This window comes from Neobacillus niacini (genome assembly GCF_019749295.1).
Classification (GTDB): Bacteria; Bacillota; Bacilli; order Bacillales; family Cytobacillaceae; genus Neobacillus; species Neobacillus niacini_D.
Genome location: NZ_JACWFG010000011.1, coordinates 145,261 through 163,016, shown reverse-complemented (window position 1 = coordinate 163,016; position 17,756 = coordinate 145,261). Strand labels below are relative to the sequence as shown.

The window sequence follows — 17,756 nt, the reverse complement described above, 5'->3', positions numbered from 1 at the left end:
AATGTACTGGAATATACACTCCTATTATGCCAGAGAGTCTTAGTAACAGGGTAATTGGGTGAATTATGTTATTATTAAGACAACTCACTGCCACAATTTGATTATAAATGTATTTGGTAAAGTAATTTATAGGGGGAATAAAATTTGGTTCTTCAGATTGAAAATCTCTTTTTGAGACGAGGAGAAAAATGGATTTTACAGGATCTCAATTGGCAGATCGAAAAAGGTCAAAACTGGGTTTTATTCGGACTAAATGGTGCTGGGAAAACATCACTTTTAAATCTACTGAATGCCTACACCTTCCCAACAAAGGGGAAAATAAGTGTTCTGGGTATGGAATTTGGGAAGACCTACCTAGCGGAACGTCTTCGGAAACAAATTGGGTTTGTGTCCTCATCCCTTCAACAAAAATTCCACCAAGGTGATAATGCATTTGAAGTGGTTCTAAGCGGTGCCTTTGCTTCCATAGGTCTTTATGAAACACCTACAGATGAGGTGAGAAATAAAGCCATTTCATTACTCGAAAACCTTGGGTGTATCCATTATGCTAATCGGAACTATGAAACACTATCCCAAGGAGAGAAACAACGCGTGCTAATTGCTCGTGCTTTAATGGGAGACCCTCCTTTACTCATTCTTGACGAGCCTACATATGGATTAGATTTTATTGCCCGTGAAAGATTGTTAGAATCTATTGAAAAGATTGCCAAAAGTCCGAATGCCCCCACTATTATTTATGTCACGCATCATGTTGAAGAAATTTTGCCTGTCTTCAACAAAACATTACTGCTAAAAGACGGCCAAGTATTTGCATCAGGAGACACAACTGAGTTGATTACGAGTGAAGTGCTTTCAACGTTTTTTGAGCTCCCCGTCAGCGTAATTTGGAAAAATAGCAGGCCGCTGCTTTCTAAAGATCAACTGGTAGGAAAATGATTAAAAGACTACAATACTATTTTGGAATTCTCAAATTAGTGTATTGTAGTCTTTTAATCTATACACTCAAGTTTCCTTTATCATTATTCTTGTAGTTAATACATATAAATAATTACTAATATTAGCAATCTATCAGTAAAGGATGAAACTCTTTGTGTATGGACCTTGGAAGCCTAACTTCTAAACTAACTGAATTAACATATTCCATATTGTTAGCAGGTTACAAAACTTGTCCTCCCAATTGGAGTAAAAAAGGGAAAAAGCCCCTTTATCATTCCCTTTGGTTTATTACGAAAGGCACGGGAGAGCTCATAATTAATGGTAAAAAAAATGACCTTTCACCAGGAAAACTCATAGTCTTTACCCCAGGTATGATCTGCGACAAAAAAACTTACCCTTCTGATCCTCTTGAATTTTATTTTATACGATTCACTCATGCAGCGGCCTTTGAGAAAAAAGAGCAATGGCATTTCAAACTTCCACAGGAAATATCTTTTCCATTAAATGGAGTCTATACAATAAAAAACAGCTCAGGGGTTGTACTCATATTAGATGAAATCAACTCTTTATCGAAACGAAGAGGTTCAACGATAGCATTTAAACAAAAAATATTATTCCAAGAACTAATACTAACCTTATTACAAGACTTTCATGTTCAAACAGTCTCAAAGGATACCAGACAAGTGATAGAGGAAACCATGGATTACATAGGTCATCATTATCACCAGCTAATAAACGTAACAGATTTGGCAAAAATGGCAGGCTTAAGTAAAAGTCATTACTCTAGACTTTTTAAAAAATTTACTGGTTACAGTCCGATTGAATATTTAACCCATCTCCGAATTGATAGGGCAAAGGAACTACTTGCTCATTCTGATATTAGAGTCAAAGAAGTAAGTCAAAATGTCGGTTATGAGGACGAACTCTATTTCAGTCGAATTTTCAAAAAGGTGGTTGGCGTCTCTCCTACTCAATTTAGTGATGAACAAAAATTAATAGATCAATAGAAAAAGGATGGTTACGATTGGTAATATTAACCTATAAATTTTACCGGAAGGGATGAGACTCCCCTTTAATTCTAGGAATCTAAATAGGCGGAAAAATTCCGCTTATTTTACAAAAGGCATTGAAAATAGACCAAATAGGCGGAGAAATTCCGCCTATTTACATGAAAGATGCAAAGATGGGGGATTTTTCTTTGCGTAGTCGGAAAATCTCCGCTTAGTTTCCCCAAAACCTGCTCCACTTTACTTTTAACCGGAGAATCTCCGCTTAGTCTACATTCGCTGGTTACCTAAAAAAATTCCATTTTCATTCATTTAACAAAGCCTATACGTTAACTTTTGCATGCTGGCCTTTATTCTGGTTTTTGCATAATTGATAGTAGGCTGACTGGTTTTTGAGCAGCTGTTGGTGATTACCCATTTCTACAATTCTGCCTTTATCTAAAACAATTATTTTATCTGCATGTTGAATGGTGGATAGTCGATGCGCAATGATAATGGTGGTTCGATTCTTGGACATTTCTTTTAAGGTTATTTGAACCGCTGTTTCGGTTTCGGTATCAATATTGGCGGTCGCTTCATCAAGGATAAGGACATCATTATCCGCAATCATGGCACGTAAAAAGGAAAGAAGCTGCTTTTGTCCCGCTGATAAGACCGTGCCTTCCTCTCCCAGCATGGTTTCATACCCCTCGGGCAGCATTCGGAAAAAAGAATCGATTTTCAAAGCTTTTGCACCTCGGATGATCTCTGCATCCGAAACGTGTTTATGGTTCAAACGAATATTATCAAAGACGGTGCCTGAAAAAACAAATGCATCTTGCTGGATGATTCCGATGTGCTTCCTAAGGTCATGTATGCGCACCTCTTTAATGTCTACACCATCAAGCGTGATACTCCCCTTTTGATAGTCATAAAACCGATTGATGAGTGAAATAATTGAACTTTTCCCTGCACCCGTTGCACCAACAACTCCCACGGTTTCACCTTGATTTATCCGAAAATGAACATCCTTTAATACCCATTCTTCCTCTTTGTAAGCAAACCAAACATGGTTAAATACAATATTGCCCTCAACTTTTTCCGGAAGGTCCTTTGGATGTACAGGGTCTACAATCGATGGTTTCGTTTCTAACGTCTCAAATATTCGCTCTGCGGATGCCAGAGCGGCTTGTATTTGATTAAACCTGTCTGCTAATCCTCTAAGGGGTTCAAAAAACTGCCTGACATAATGCGTAAACGCATACACGGTACCAAAGGTAAGGGTTTCGTCCATTACACTTCTACCCCCATACCAAACTAAAAGCGCAAGCGAAATATTTCCAAATAAACCGATCGAAGGATTAAAAATCGAATTGATAACCGTTTGACGCATCCCTGCTCGGTAATGCTCCTCATTTAATTCATTAAAAAGTTCCAGCTGTTTTCCTTCGCGGGCAAATAGTTGAATCACACTCATGCCGGAAAGATTTTCCGCTAAGTAGGAAAGTAGTTTTGAGAGAATACTCCTTAACTTCCTCTGTGTATTACGCAATACCCGTTTAAAATAAAACGTTACAACGGCGATAACTGGAATAACTAAAAAACAAATTAACGTAAGTTTTACACTCATATAGAACATAAGAGCAATGATACCAATTAGGATCAGCACTTCCTTAACAAGGTTCACTATCACCTGGGAGTAGAGTTGGTTAAGCGATTCAACATCGTGAGTAATCCTTGTCACTAATCTTCCAATAGGATGTTTTCTAAAAAAAGCCATTTCCATGATGGAAAACTGCTTAAAAATGGCTTGGCGAAAATCATAGATCACATACTGGCCTGTAAATTGAAGGGTGTTATTTTGATAATACGTACAGATAGAAGAAACCATAATTAGAATGAAATAGATGATGCCTAAGTACATCATTCCCTGATAGTCATTCATCTTAATGTAAGTATCAATGGCTAATTTAATGATAAATGGCTGTGCTAAACTGGCAATGACAATAAATCCTGTCAACAGAAGGGAAAAGAAAAGGAGTTTCCGATAGGGTTTTGCAAACATCAGCATGCCTTTTAATAATTGAGAGTCACCCATAGCAGACTGTTTTCCCTTAGTATTTTTCCGAATCATGATCTCCTCCTTTTCTTCAGGAATATCTTGCTTCCATTAAGGGATTGACTGGAAACTTCCGTTGTTTGCTGGGTATACATCTTTTTATAAATACCATTCTGCTTCAATAGAGATTGATGTGTGCCCCTTTCGACAATTTCCCCTTTATCTAATACAATAATTTGATCGGCTTCTTGAATCGTAGAAATTCGGTGGCTAATAATGATGGTTGTGCGACTTTTCATTTGGGATCGCAGTGTATTCAATATGTTACTTTCTGTTTTAGAATCAACGGCTGAAAGACTGTCATCAAAAATGATAATAGGAGAAGGTTTTATCAATGCTCTTGCAATACTAACGCGCTGCCGCTGTCCTCCTGATAAAGAAAGCCCTCTTTCTCCTAACTCAGTCTCAAATTTTTCTGGGAGATGCATAATATCTTCATAAACATGGGCCTGCCTTGCTGCTTGAAGAATCTGCTCATCTTGATAAGGATTAGGATCAAAGGCAATATTCTCTTTTATTGATGAGGAAAATAAAAAGTTGTCTTGCGGTACGTAGGCAACGGATGCTCGAAGAGTTTTTAATGGAATATCTCGAATATCGTGTTCGTCAATGTAAATTGAATTTTTTGGAGGATTGTATAAACGTAAGAGCAAATTGACTAAGGTTGATTTTCCGCTTCCTACTTTACCGACAATGGCCAAACTCGTTCCTTCGGGGATGAAAACATTGATATTTGTTAGTACATTCTCTTTACTTTTTTGATAGTTAAACGATAAATTATTAATTTTTATTGCCCCTTGAAAAGATGAAATGGGAGTAATCCCTGCTTCGTCTTTAATCGTAGGTTCTGTGGATAAAACAAGACGGATTCGACTATCCGCAGCTTTTCCCTGCTGGAGAAGGTTAATGACTTTCCCTATATTTTCAATCGGAGCAATTAACAATGACAAATACGTATTAAAAGCAACAAAATCTCCAAGAGAAATGGTACTTCTCATCACTAAAATAGAACCAAATACGATAGAAATTAAGTAACTTAGTCCAACAATACCTGAACTTAATGAGGTAAATAGTGAATTGGCACGGATTAACTGTTTATTTACCTCCACATTGCTCTGATTATCGTCAGTAAACTTCTTGTGTTCTTCCTGCTCTTGATTATACGTTTTAATAACACTGATTCCAGAACAAAATTCCTGCACCCTGCTTGTTAAAGTTCCAATCGCTTCTTGTACTTTCAATGAATGCAGTTGAATCTTTGAACGGAAACGATAAGCAATGTACGTTAGTCCAGGTAAAGGCAGGAGGACTAGCAACGTTAAATAAAGATGGATCGTACTAGCCATCATGAAAACAGAAATTGAAATGAGTACCGCCGCTTCTACCATCTGAAAGTATCCCTGCATGACAATCTGCCTCATGATATTGACATCGTTTACGGCATGAGCCATTAGATTGCCAATCCGCTGGTTTTGATAATATTCTGCCTGCAGTTTCTCCCAATGTGAAAACAGTGAACTCCGTAGGTCCCTCTCTAGGATTCTTGACATCTTGAATATATAAATCCGCCCGCTAGAACGAAAAAGAAAAGCGCCGAGTCCGACAAGAACAAACCATAGTGACAACTCCCATAAGTCAGAAACAAGGATGGATTTATTTTGGAGCCCATCTGTGAACTTTTTTAACAAGACGGGGACAAATAATTGCAAAACAAGGGAGATTGTTAAAAGGCTGGTGCCCAGCAAATAACTCCATTTATGTAGGACAAAATGCTCCTTAAAGATAGGTTTATCTTTCATCATATCCCCTCCTTCATAAAGGAATATGCTTAGAATAACCCACCTTCTAATCAATCACAATGGATTTCCCCATCATCTTACATGGACTATCATGCTTTAGATTACGTATCAAAAAATCTAAATACCCTTACTCCTCTTTTTGTAATAAAAATACTGGGACCAGATGATAGTAAATAAATAAAATTACCAGTCTCTCAAAATAAGAGACTGGTAGAGTTCGTTAAAGATTATTGTTTTTTATGTATAAAAATATTGTTTAATACCCGCTTATAGCACATACCACTGTTTATTTGGAACTATAAAAAAAATAATTTCACCTCTATTTTCCTAGCCTGCATAAGTATAAAGTGCTATTCATATGTTGGAGGGAAAGGAGGCGGTGTATGGGACCATCTAAGTTATTTGGCCAAACCCCCCGGACGTCAATCGGCATTTCAATCCCGCCAGAAATGATCATGCCGGCAATACTCCCAGGGGTGCAGGTACCTCCCGGTGGTAACCTAGTACGGGTCGACGTGCAATTTTTTCTCCAAGCCCTTGCAACTAGTTCAGGGATAGAATTGGATTATTTAATAATTGTCTTTCGTAACGATGAACAGGTCTGTTCCAGAAGTATCAGTCTAAACAAAATGAATCGAAACCAGCAAGAATGGTACCCTCTCTCACAAAGCTTTTCATTTATCGATGTGCCGTCGCCAGGAGTATACACATACAAATTGGGGATTCTTCCTGTTCCCGCTAATGATTTTAAGGTCCAATCATTGGTTCTTCTAGATAGTTCCTTGCTCGCCACAGTAACAAAACAGGAATCCCGTCCCCTCCCAAAGGAAACGGTCTTAGTTGGGAATAAAGAGATGGGGAGCATGTTCCTTTGTAGCGCCCCAACCAAGTTAGATCACATAATTCCAACCGGTCAAACCGTTAACACCGGGGTCTGGCTTCCGGATGGTTCAGCTTTTTACGGTGTTTCTAACGACGGCTTTTCAAGTGTGTTCCGTATTGAAGCGGCCACATCCCAAGTCACAATAGTCCTGCCACAAGGGAATTATGGCTCTTGTTATACTTCCAAAAACGGGAAATTCGTCTACGTGGCGGACAACAAAGGAATTGTCCAGATCGATACTCTAACCCAAAGCAGCACCCATTTCAAGATTCAGGAACATAAAGAACCATATTGTTTCTTCCTGCATCCTGACGGGAAACAGTTATTTGTCGCCCTTGGTGACGAGGGCATCGCTATAGTAAACGCCTTAAACATGAAGCAAGAGGGTGTCTATCCTGTCAAAGGGGTACAGGAGCTGCACTCGACTGACAACGGAAAACTACTGGCAGCCGTCGGCGCTGAGCTTTCCTTTATTTTTCCTGCAACTGGAATAATACGGAAAGTTGGTTCTCTGGAATCCCCCGTTGCTGCTGTACTTTCGTCAAGAATGAATACCTTGTGTGTAACCGAAAAAAATAAACAGCTGCACCTAATCGATTGTCATACTGGAGCTTGCACTACAATTCCGCTGCCGCTTGATCCACTTAATTTTCTCTGCCTTGATGACAACCGCGGCCGATTATATGCACCGATGGTTGACAGTGATCGTGTCGCGACATTGGTGGTGGTGGACCTCAGTAAGCGTGCTGTGGTCCTTGCTGAACAAATTCACCCCGGATATTTGTCCTCTCTTAAGATTGATAAAAACGGACGTTTATGGGCGGCAACCCTAGACCGAATCCTTTTGCTCGATGCAGACACACTAGAAACGGTAGAAGATATCCAAACTGGTCTCCAACCGTGTTCGATATTTTTCAGGCCATAACTTTTACGCCACTCTTTTTGTAGGTAACATATCTAGATACCCACTTTAAAAAGCCCAGGAGAGAAAAGCAAATTCTCAAATGGGCTTTTACTTAAATACCAATACATTTTTTTAATTAATAAATGAGCGACTCTCGAATGAGAATCGCTCCAATTAGCATTAACTTATTAAAATGAATCAGACTTTGAAAGTCTTTGCAATTAATTCCCATTGTTCTTCGTCAGATAGTTCTTGGTAATCAACTTTTACCATATTTGATAAATTTAGATAATATTGAAACAAACCACCTAGCATCTTTGCACCTGTACACATTTTCAAATCCCCTCTCCTATACAAATTAAGCAACAATATAAATTTTATTGTTTGTCCTAAGTTGTCTTCGAAAGCCTTTTGATATTCTAGGTGAATATGATTTTAGTATTTGCACAGTTGTCATGTGGCTTATCTACATTATATTTGAAAACGCTTACAAGTTCAATAAGTAATTAAATTTTTCAAATAATAATTGGAACCATACCCTAACTATAGCTTTAATCTGCCTCGGAATTTGATTCAATAATATTTACCAATTCTTCAATGATATCGTTTAGTTTCATCATGCTTGTATCTTTCTTAAGAATACTAGAAGTCTTAATAAGCAGAATTTCTTCTTTTTCACACACAAAAATGCCTCCATTCTTAATTAAATATAAGCCTTTCTGACTAAATTCATTATTACTTATATATGTAATTTACATATATATAATAACTCATTACTAACATATTTGTAAATTACAAATATGATTTTTCTTACAAATCCGTATTATTAATTATATTTTAACTTCAACTAATAATTGTGTAAATTAGATTAAAATCAATTATTGTTAACCTTTAGTTAATCCTAAATGTAAAGATTATTAAGTACACGAAAATAACGACAAATACTTTCTATTCTTTGTTTTTCGATAGTAGAATTCCTCATAAATGCTCAATTATAGGGAGGAACCATCGCTTTTCATAAGAAAGTGACGATGAAAACTCTTCATACTTTAACAGGAAAGAAGGAAGTGGTATTGAATTATACATTTACAAGGTAAATACCCTTGTAACTAATCGGAAAGGTTGTGAGTTTATGAGACTTCTGGATGTACAGCCTAAGAAAAACTTTAGCTACATCTTCGTTCAATTTCCAGGAATGAAAATGAATGTCCCTATGCTCCCCAACAATGAGGGAAAGGTGGTGAACGAAGATGTTGCTTTATGTGTCCAATTAAATAGCAAAGAGAAGGTTAATAGTTTATACCTTGTACCTACAAAGAGTATAAAACCGTTTGATTTTTCTGATGAAGAAATTGGCGCAAAAGCATTTTTTCGAGTCATCAAGAAAAAGGATACCTCTCCAAACTCACACAGTAAAGAATCTGAGGATTTCGTCACGTTTATTACAGATGAAGCGGCTGTTGTGCAAAAGAAAACAGCAGCGGGATATGAATTCGTCCTAGTTTTAAATAAACGTGAAATAGGTATTGTTGCTTCAATTGAAGACGTAGTGTTAGAAACAGAAAAAGTACCCGTGACAATTCATGAAGAGCCAAAACAAAGTGTCTTAGTTAAAACGAGTAATAAGAAAAATCTGATTGTCTTTGGAAGGAGGGCCAAGAAGAGTATATTCTTTGGAGGCCACGTCTTTCAAGATACTGAAGTTATAGATCCGATCCGAATGCTTTTAGAGGGCGTTAAAAGAAAAGTTATGGTATTCTCTCCTGCCGCATTAGATTTTATCGGTCCAGGTGATCATAACCAACCAATTTTTCTCATGAGGGGAGGCTAAAGTATTTTCTCAAAGGAATAGACAATTTCATAAAAAAATGATAATCGAAACGAAGGATTAAAAGGCTAATCCTTCTCGATAGAATAGATATAAAAATAATTAGGAAAGGTTAAATACAAACGAAGACTTCTCTTAAGGAGAATGATGCAATGTCAAATATTAAAAAGACTTAACCATGGGGTTAAGTCTTTTTAATATTTGTTTAACTCCTATTCTCCTGCGATATGTCTGACATTATTTAAGCAGGAATAGTAATAATGAACGTAGTTCCTTTCCCTTTTTCACTCTGTACTTCAATCTTTCCATTTATTTTATTGATGGTACTATAGACCATTAACATGCCAAGACCTGTCCCTTCATCCTTCGTAGAATAATAAGGTCTTCCTAATTGAAACACTTCTTTCTTCGTCATGCCGATCCCAGTATCCTTGATTTTAATAACGATGTCATTCTTAATTTCTCTTACATTGATAGAAAGAACACCGCCTTTTTCAATCATAGATTCAATTCCATTTTTATATAAATTCATTAAGCATTGCTGCATTTGATTTTTATCATATTTAATATTCAATGTGTTTACAAAATTAAATTGGATGTCAACCTGGTGCATATTGGCATAGGGGGTAATAATGTCTTTAACATATTCTGTTTCCTCTTTAAGATTAGAAAAAATCATGTTTGCACTTTGAGGCTTAGCAAATGCTAGAAAGTCACTTACGATTCTTTCAGCACGTTTTAATTCTACTAATGAAAAATCAATATACTTTCTCTCTTCTTGCGTAATGTTCTGAGAATTTTTTAGAAGCTGCAGAAATCCATTTGTAACTGTAAGTGGATTTCTAATTTCATGAGCTACACTAGCTGATAATTCACTAATAATAGTAAATCTTTCCGACTGCTGCGTTGATTCACGCTTCTTAATATTAGCATGTATTTGCTCTATTAAAATCATGATGATGAACATGACAACAGCATAAGTAGTTAAAGCATTGATGGTTAATGTCCAGAATTCCCTATTCAATACTGGCATTACTATTCCTAAGATTGTCAGGTACATAAGCATAGTCAGAATAGCGGCCATTACGGCACTCCAGATTCGTTTCTTTGTACTTTGTTTCATAAACCATTTATGTAAGATTGGGACGATTATAAAAATAACAGAAGCAAAAATAAGCGAATGGATTGTTCCTTCGCCGCCTACTAAAAACCGGTAACCATTTAAGATTATAAATAGTGGGAACGTAAACTTATATCCTCCAAAAAGAGCAATTAGTAAAAAAGGGATATAGCGTAAATCAAAGATAAAGCCGATTTCTAATCTTATAGGAAATGCCATACACAAAACCATTGAAATAGATGAAAGGAGTGTAAGAAAGTATTGATTATAGGTATGGAACCTGCTTTCAAAGAATATTAGAAAAGTTAAAACCGGAAAAAGTAGAAAAAGAAAATTTAAAAGCAATGATTCTATCAAGGTTATACTCCTTTCGTAAGAGTGTTAGACAAAAAATTACACATAAAAATATATTTTACTACAGTATTGGAATTTTATACATATCTGTATTTCTTTTTTTACATAACTGAAAATCCCTTCACACTTCAATATTCAGTTCTTCTATTCACCTCTTTTTTTTCCCTCTAGAAATAATTAATCATAATTAAGTTATTCCTGGAAAAAATAATATTGTTTAGTAAATTTTTCTCGAAAGGGGGATTTTCCTTGTCTGGTGAGAATCACAATCACATAATTCCACTTAGCGAGAATGTAGAGGAAAACATCGAAAAACTGGAAATGGCACTTGGGAAAAGTGACGACTTGTCAATTAGAAGACTCAATGTTTCCGCTAAAAACGTAGCGATCATACATATAGAAGGCATTGTTGACGATCAAAGCATTAATGAAAATGTGATCAGCCCAATTATTCAACTTAATAAAGAAAATCATCCCTTTAAAAGTACTAAAGAGTTAGCAGACAAAATTGTTCAGATTTTATCTGTAGCCTCTATCGAATTTATATTCAATTGGTCAGATCTTTTAGAAAATATTTTAGCCGGAGATACAGTAATCTTGGTCGATGACTCCCCAAAAGCAATCACTTTAGGTACAAAAAAGATTCAATCCCGTTCTATCACTGAACCAACTACCCAAACGGTTATTAAAGGTCCAAAGGATAGCTTTACAGAGAATATTAGTACAAACATATCATTGGTTCGGTCTAGAATTCAAAATGCTAAATTAAGGCTTAAACTAACAAAAGTAGGAAATGTAACAAAAACAGATGTCGGGATTATGTACATACAGGGGAATGCAGATATCAGCATAGTCAATGAAGTAATGTCACGGCTAGAAAAGATAAATATAGACAGCATACTTGAAGCTAATTATATAGAAGAAGCAGTTCGAGACAACAGGAAGACACTCTTCCCTCTTATGCAAAGTTCTGAAAGACCTGACGTAGTGGCTGCGAATTTATTAGAAGGCAAAATTGCTATTATTATCCAAGGAACACCATTTGTCTTAATCTTACCTGTTCTTCTCATTCAGTTTTTTCAATCTCCCGAAGATTACTATGAAAATAATGCATTCAGCTCTTTTTTGCGATTAATTCGGATCGGCTCTTTCCTATTGAATATGTATGCCTCCGCCGTATATTTAGCTTTAATTACACACCATCAAGGGTTAATCCCTACTACCTTAATGGTTACGTTAATGGCACAGAGAGAAAGAGTTCCCTTTCCTGCCATCATTGAATTATTACTGATGGAACTAGCCTTTGAAGTTCTAAGAGAGGCTGGCGTTCGGATGCCCAGAGCAATCGGTCCAGCCGTTTCCATTGTTGGAGCACTCATTTTAGGTCAAGCAGCAGTGGAAGCAGGATTTGTTTCAGCTGCCATTGTTATCATTGTAGCCACGTCAGCTATAAATAGCTTTACACTTCCGAATACAAATATTGTAAATACTGCAAGAGGCTTGCGGTTTTTATTAATTTTCAGTTCAGCTTTTATAGGATTTTATGGAATTTTATTACTTACCTTATGTATTCTAGTACATCTTTGTAGTTTACGATCATTCGGTGTGCCTTATGTAGCTCCTTTTGCACCATTCAGAATGGGCGCTCAAAAAGACAGCTTAATTCGGTTCCCGATTACTTCTATAAACATGAATGATACAGAGGGTAATAAAGAAACTAAAACCAAATGAATTCAAGTAGGAGTAACAAATGAAAAAACTCGTCACTTTGCTCTTCATCCTCATGTTAATCCCAGGCTGCTCCAATTATAGGGAGTTAAACCAATTAGGTCTTGTCATTGCTATGGGAATAGATGTCTCTAAGAATATTGAAAATGGATATCGGGTTACTTTCCAAGTGATTAACCCAAGTCAATTATCTCCTACAGGGGCTACTACCGGGATACCCGTTTCTAACTATACGGCAGAAGGAGAGACATTAGTAGATGCCTATCGAAGAGCATCTATTATTATTCCGAGAGATAACGACGTTACACACCTATCACTGATTGTCATTAGTGAAGAGTTGGCACGAAAAGGAACAAATTTGATATTTGATGCATTTGAACGAGGAAAACAAGCAAAAACTACTTTCCCCGTTTTTATTGCAAGAGGAACTTCAGCAGAAAATGTACTCGGGGTGGTTGAACCACTTGAATCAAATCCAACTAAAAGTGTTAGAAGTACCAGTGAAAACAATCAAAAATATTATGGGATTTCAAAAACTATCCCTTCACATGAAGTCATTGCTACTCTTTCAAGTGAAGGAAAAGACCTGCTATTACCAGGGATAAAACTAAATAAAAAACTAACATCCAAAAACCAAACTGACAATTTAAATAATATAAAACCATCTGTTATTGAGGTTAGTGGTTTAGCCATATTTAAAAAAGATAAATTGGTAGGCTGGTTTGATGGAGAAAATGCTCGGAACGCCAATCTAATTTTATCAGAATTAGATAGTACATCATTTTCTATCCCCTGTGAAAAAAAGTATATGACACTTATTACTAAAAGAAGTAAAGGTAATATAAAAACCCTTTTAAAACGTTTTCCTACTTTACAAGTCAATATCGCATTAAATACTGAAATTTCTGAAGTAAATTGTAATAAAGACTTAACTGACACAAAAGTGTTAACCGATATAGAGAATGATTTAGAAAAAGAAATAATAAGACAAGTACAACGAACTATTCAAATCTCACAGGGTACAGGAACGGATGTGTTTGGATTTGGAAGCTCACTATCAAAAGAAAATCCTCGTTATTGGAAAAAACACAAAAAAGAGTGGAACACCATTTTCAGCAAGGCAAAAGTGGAGGTTAAGGTAAAAGCTTCTATTAATGATTCAGGCCTTGTAACGGATCCCTATGAACCTAAATAACAACAAAGAGGTAAACAGCTATGTCTAATGTGAAAATTGATGGGTATCAACTTTTCTGCTTAATCGTCCTTTTTTTATTTGGGACCACCATTTTTTTAGATATTGGCAGCGGAGCAAAACAAGATGCCTGGATTCTAACCCTTATCTCACCTTTTGCTGGATTAATTTTATTTACGATATACTATCAACTTCATAAGAGATTTCCTACTCTTCCCCTAACAGAATATGTAAGGAAAATTTGGGGTAAGTTCCTAGGAAGTATTATTAGTTATTTTTATATTATTTATTTTATTTATATAGCATCAAGAGTTTTACGAGATATTGAAGAAATACTGATTAATTCTGCTTATTACAAAACTTCAATCACGGTTGTTGGTATTTGTATGATGCTTACCTTAATCTACACGGTAAATTTCGGATTTGAAGTATTTGCTAGGGTAGCATGTATCTGTTTTTTATTGATTGGTCTTACTTTATTAATTATTAATATTATGTTTATCATAACCGATCTAATCCATATCGAAAATCTAAAACCAATCCTTGCAGATGGATGGAAACCAATCATTAAATCACTACCGCTAAATGTAACCGTTCCTTATGGGGAATTAATTACACTTTCAATGGTCTTCCCCTATTTGAATAAACAAACAAAAATATTGAAGACGGGAATAATGGCAGTACTATTTGCAGGAATCTATTTTACCTTAAACATTCTTTTATTAATTTGTGTACTAGGAACGGACGTATTATCAAGATCTTCATTTCCGGCACTCAAAGCAGCCAGCTTTATAGATATTGCAGGTTTTATTCAGCGTTTAGATTCTTTTGTTATCATTTTAGTTGTGTTCTTAGGATTTATTAAGATAACCATGTTTTTCTTTTGTGCAGTCATTGGAATGAACACTCTGTTTAAAATAAAATCTAGTGCACTATCCACGTATTCAATAGGAGTAATTATATTACTAGCGTCCATAATGATAGCACCTAGTTACCAAAATCACTTAGATGAAGGACTAGAAATCGTACCGTACTTGCTTCATATTCCATTACAAATAGTCATCCCTCTTTTATTACTACTCACTGTCTTAATTAAGGGGAGAATAAAAAATGTGATAACTTAAAAATATTGTTAAAGTTATTCTCTTTTTCGGATATGAGTCAAAATTAGCAGAACCAATATTATGAAACAAATCAAAATAAGAAAATAATCTTCTCCTTTAGCTACCCTTAATAATTTACTTAGACTAAACCAAGCTTCGAATAAATCATGGCCTTGTACAATGTCCATTAGAACAACTAGAGAAATAGTACTTATTAAAATAAAAATTAAAATTCCTGCTGTAAGCACATCTTTCACCCGCAAGTTCTATTATTGTCGTTCGACTATTACCCTTACTATAATTAACAAGTTTTTTTATTCATAACCATAAATATAAATGAATTGCCATCCTACAAAAAGCAATGTTATGTATCCTTATACATTACACTGCTTTTTATTTTGGCGTTGTTAACTGGTCTGTTGATTTGTGCTCCAGGCGCTTCGCTTTCCGCAGGCGGTTCGGGAAGCCTCCTCGACGCTAAAGCGTCTGCGGGGTCTCCCCTGTCCCGTCCTCCTGCAGGAGTCTCGCACCTTCCGCACAAATCAACATAGTTCTAATAACCAACAATTATCTAAAACACATATTTTTTATAAGCAATACATATAACCGAAATATTAGTTGGAACATATTGTTCATTAAAATTTTGGGTTTTCTATATTAATATAGTACTAACAACCTAAATTTAAAAAGGATTTTTATATACATTCCCTTTCTAGTTTTAGTGGTTCATCTATTTTTTCAGGAGGTTTTTATGCTTAAGAAACTATTACCTGCTTTTGTTTCCTGTTCTATTGCTCTTACTGGTGTTTTTACCTTCTCTACTTTTGTTCCGAAAGAAGTAAGTGCTTCTTCCTATAATGAGCTCGGTGATCGTCCGTTTATGGGTTGGAGCAGCTGGAGTTCAATTCGAAGGAATCCAACAGAAGAGAAAATAAAAGCGGCTGCGGATGTATTGGCGGCGAAATTTAAGTCTCACGGCTATCAATATGTTAATCTTGATGATTATTATATGCTCGATTGGAGAACTAATGTTGATAAATATGGCAGGTGGGCAGTTGATCCTAAAAAATTCCCAAATGGTATGAAGGCACTTGGGGACTATATCCATAGCAAGGATTTGAAGTTTGGCTATTATGTAACGCTTGGTATTCCAAAGGCAGCGGTGGATCAAAATACACCGATTGAAGGGACACCGTATCATGCAAAAGATATTGTGGACTTTAGTATAGGGGAAAAGAAGAATTTTAACTATGAGAAAATGTATGCCATCGATTTTTCAAAGCCTGGGGCACAGGAGTTTATCGATTCTTGGGCCAAGCTATTCGCGTCCTACGGGATTGATTACCTAAAAATTGACGGTGTCAGGAACCAGGATATCGCTGATGTCGAGGCGTGGGCGAAGGCACTGAAGAAAACTGGAAGACCGATACATGTGGAATTATCCAATAACCTTGATATTAAACACATAGATACCTGGAAAAGCTTATCCAATGGCTGGCGGACTGATCATGACGTAGAAGCCTATGGGACACCATACCTTGCCTCTTGGAAAAAGGTAGTTAGAAGATTCGATGATGTTGCCCAGTGGCAGCCTCATGCTGGCCCAGGTGGCTGGAATGACTTGGATTCACTGAATGTAGCAAACGGCAGCAAGGATGGTTTAACAAAAGATGAGAAATTTTCTTACGTTTCACTTTGGGCAATTGCTGCATCACAATTTGTTATTGGAAACGATCTGACAAGTCTTGATGATTTCGGAATCAGCCTGTTAACAAATGATGAGATTCTTGGTGTTAATCAGAGCGGTGTTGCAGGAAAAAGACTATATAAAAAATCAGATTCTCAAGTATTCTATCAAAGCCTGCCGGATGGCTCTTACAACATTGCACTCTTTAATACTAGCAAATCCAACACAGATGTAACTGTCAAATGGAAAGATTTAGGGATTCAGGGAAGCGCATTCGTTCGTGATTTGTGGAGTCATCAGGATTTAGGAAGCATGGAGGACGGATTTACTGCAAGTATTCCCACTCATGGTTCACGTATGATTCAAGTGGTTCCTGCGTCGTCTTTAACTGTTTCACCTGAAAACGGTGCAACCGAGGTTAATCCTTCTAATCTCTCATTAAATTGGGAATCCCAATTAGGTACAGACAAGTATCATATACAGGTCGCAACAGATGTGAGCATGAAAAATATTGTTTTTGATCAAATGGAAACTCTGCCAACTGTTAATGTAAAGGATCTTGATCATGATACTGCCTACTATTGGAAAGTATCCTCTGTTTCAGGCGGAGCTGAAACCCAAATCGGGATCTATTCCTTTAATACAACTAGCACATCTGTCCCCGCTGCTACAGACTGGGTAATAGCAGACAGGAAAAGTAATGATAGTGTTTCACTCACATGGAATCCAACATTTGGTGCAGATTCCTATACGATCTATCGTAAAAAAGGCAGTCTCTTTGGACTTAGCAGCGAATACGAACAAATCGCTTCTAATGTACCAGCGCCAAACTTTGTGGATCAGACCGCGGAACTCAAAAATGGGGTTACTTATTCCTATAAGGTAAGTGCTAACAATGCAATTGGTGAAAGTAATAAATCAAATGCTGCCCTTTCGGACGACCAATCAACTGTAAGGTTAACAGCTCTTTTAATCGTTTCCTTTACATTACTTGCAATCGCACTCATTTTTCTAATTGCTAGAATTAAATCTAAATCTACTAAAGAAATAGAACTAGTAACTAAGCGTGCTTCATAAGTAGAAAAGAGTTCGGGGATGTCCCCCGAACTCTTTCCTT

13 protein-coding genes are annotated in these 17,756 nt (G+C 36.4%); 8 read left to right on the top strand and 5 right to left on the bottom strand.

Features of this window, described 5'->3' with window-relative positions; all coding sequences use genetic code 11:
* The first annotated feature begins 144 nt into the window (after positions 1–144).
* Complete coding sequence (locus tag H0184_RS14650; RefSeq protein ID WP_221826583.1) at positions 145–936, top strand: ABC transporter ATP-binding protein; 792 nt, start codon at positions 145–147, stop codon at positions 934–936.
* A 158-nt stretch (positions 937–1,094) separates the two neighbouring features.
* Positions 1,095–1,943 carry an AraC family transcriptional regulator gene (locus H0184_RS14645; RefSeq protein ID WP_221826582.1) on the top strand — a complete coding sequence of 283 codons (849 nt, stop codon included), beginning with the start codon at positions 1,095–1,097 and terminating at the stop codon, positions 1,941–1,943.
* Between the two features lie 322 nt (positions 1,944–2,265).
* Here the strand turns inward: H0184_RS14645 and H0184_RS14640 are convergent, their stop codons facing one another.
* Positions 2,266–4,056, bottom strand: a complete 1,791-nt coding sequence (locus H0184_RS14640) for an ABC transporter ATP-binding protein (RefSeq protein ID WP_260631586.1) — start codon at positions 4,054–4,056, stop codon at positions 2,266–2,268.
* Positions 4,053–5,843: an ABC transporter ATP-binding protein gene (locus tag H0184_RS14635; protein ID WP_260631585.1), complete on the bottom strand. Its 1,791-nt coding sequence runs from the start codon at positions 5,841–5,843 to the stop codon at positions 4,053–4,055. Before H0184_RS14635 ends, H0184_RS14640 begins: the two co-directional genes overlap by 4 nt.
* 380 nt (positions 5,844–6,223) lie before the next feature.
* On the opposite strand from H0184_RS14635, the gene H0184_RS14630 reads away from it, so the two are divergent.
* Complete coding sequence (locus H0184_RS14630) at positions 6,224–7,648, top strand: YncE family protein (protein ID WP_221826579.1); 1,425 nt, start codon at positions 6,224–6,226, stop codon at positions 7,646–7,648.
* Between the two features lie 177 nt (positions 7,649–7,825).
* Here the strand turns inward: H0184_RS14630 and H0184_RS27695 are convergent, their stop codons facing one another.
* Positions 7,826–7,960, bottom strand: a complete 135-nt coding sequence (locus H0184_RS27695) for a hypothetical protein (protein ID WP_260631584.1) — start codon at positions 7,958–7,960, stop codon at positions 7,826–7,828.
* Between the two features lie 218 nt (positions 7,961–8,178).
* Positions 8,179–8,310: a hypothetical protein gene (locus H0184_RS27690; protein ID WP_260631583.1), complete on the bottom strand. Its 132-nt coding sequence runs from the start codon at positions 8,308–8,310 to the stop codon at positions 8,179–8,181.
* Positions 8,311–8,759: 449 nt separating this feature from the next.
* On the opposite strand from H0184_RS27690, the gene H0184_RS14625 reads away from it, so the two are divergent.
* Positions 8,760–9,458, top strand: coding sequence for a hypothetical protein (locus H0184_RS14625; RefSeq protein WP_221826578.1), 699 nt, complete (start codon positions 8,760–8,762; stop codon positions 9,456–9,458).
* A gap of 238 nt (positions 9,459–9,696) precedes the next feature.
* Here the strand turns inward: H0184_RS14625 and H0184_RS14620 are convergent, their stop codons facing one another.
* The gene (locus tag H0184_RS14620) at positions 9,697–10,920 is read right to left on the bottom strand and encodes an ATP-binding protein (RefSeq protein WP_260631620.1); all 1,224 of its coding nucleotides are present in this window, start codon (positions 10,918–10,920) and stop codon (positions 9,697–9,699) included.
* A gap of 258 nt (positions 10,921–11,178) precedes the next feature.
* Here H0184_RS14620 and H0184_RS14615 point away from each other — a divergent pair, with 258 nt between their 5' ends.
* The 4 genes from H0184_RS14615 to H0184_RS14600 all read left to right on the top strand — a co-directional run bounded on the left by H0184_RS14615 (position 11,179) and on the right by H0184_RS14600 (position 17,716).
* Positions 11,179–12,660 (top strand): spore germination protein, encoded by a 1,482-nt coding sequence (locus tag H0184_RS14615; protein WP_260631582.1) that lies wholly within the window; start codon positions 11,179–11,181, stop codon positions 12,658–12,660.
* Positions 12,661–12,679: 19 nt separating this feature from the next.
* A complete protein-coding gene (locus tag H0184_RS14610) occupies positions 12,680–13,852 on the top strand; it encodes a Ger(x)C family spore germination protein (protein WP_221826570.1) in 1,173 nt (390 codons plus the stop codon).
* A gap of 20 nt (positions 13,853–13,872) precedes the next feature.
* Positions 13,873–14,973, top strand: coding sequence for a GerAB/ArcD/ProY family transporter (locus H0184_RS14605; protein WP_221826568.1), 1,101 nt, complete (start codon positions 13,873–13,875; stop codon positions 14,971–14,973).
* A gap of 730 nt (positions 14,974–15,703) precedes the next feature.
* Positions 15,704–17,716: an alpha-galactosidase gene (locus tag H0184_RS14600; RefSeq protein WP_221826566.1), complete on the top strand. Its 2,013-nt coding sequence runs from the start codon at positions 15,704–15,706 to the stop codon at positions 17,714–17,716.
* Positions 17,717–17,756: the final 40 nt, after the last annotated feature.

Coding starts and splice junctions, on each gene's coding strand:
- H0184_RS14640 (WP_260631586.1), bottom strand. CDS start 4,056: ATGATTCGGAAAAATACTAAGGGAAAACAGTCTGCTATGGGTGACTCT.
- H0184_RS14630 (WP_221826579.1), top strand. CDS start 6,224: ATGGGACCATCTAAGTTATTTGGCCAAACCCCCCGGACGTCAATCGGC.
- H0184_RS14625 (WP_221826578.1), top strand. CDS start 8,760: ATGAGACTTCTGGATGTACAGCCTAAGAAAAACTTTAGCTACATCTTC.
- H0184_RS14605 (WP_221826568.1), top strand. CDS start 13,873: ATGTCTAATGTGAAAATTGATGGGTATCAACTTTTCTGCTTAATCGTC.
- H0184_RS14645 (WP_221826582.1), top strand. CDS start 1,095: ATGGACCTTGGAAGCCTAACTTCTAAACTAACTGAATTAACATATTCC.
- H0184_RS27695 (WP_260631584.1), bottom strand. CDS start 7,960: ATGTGTACAGGTGCAAAGATGCTAGGTGGTTTGTTTCAATATTATCTA.
- H0184_RS14635 (WP_260631585.1), bottom strand. CDS start 5,843: ATGATGAAAGATAAACCTATCTTTAAGGAGCATTTTGTCCTACATAAA.
- H0184_RS14610 (WP_221826570.1), top strand. CDS start 12,680: ATGAAAAAACTCGTCACTTTGCTCTTCATCCTCATGTTAATCCCAGGC.
- H0184_RS14600 (WP_221826566.1), top strand. CDS start 15,704: ATGCTTAAGAAACTATTACCTGCTTTTGTTTCCTGTTCTATTGCTCTT.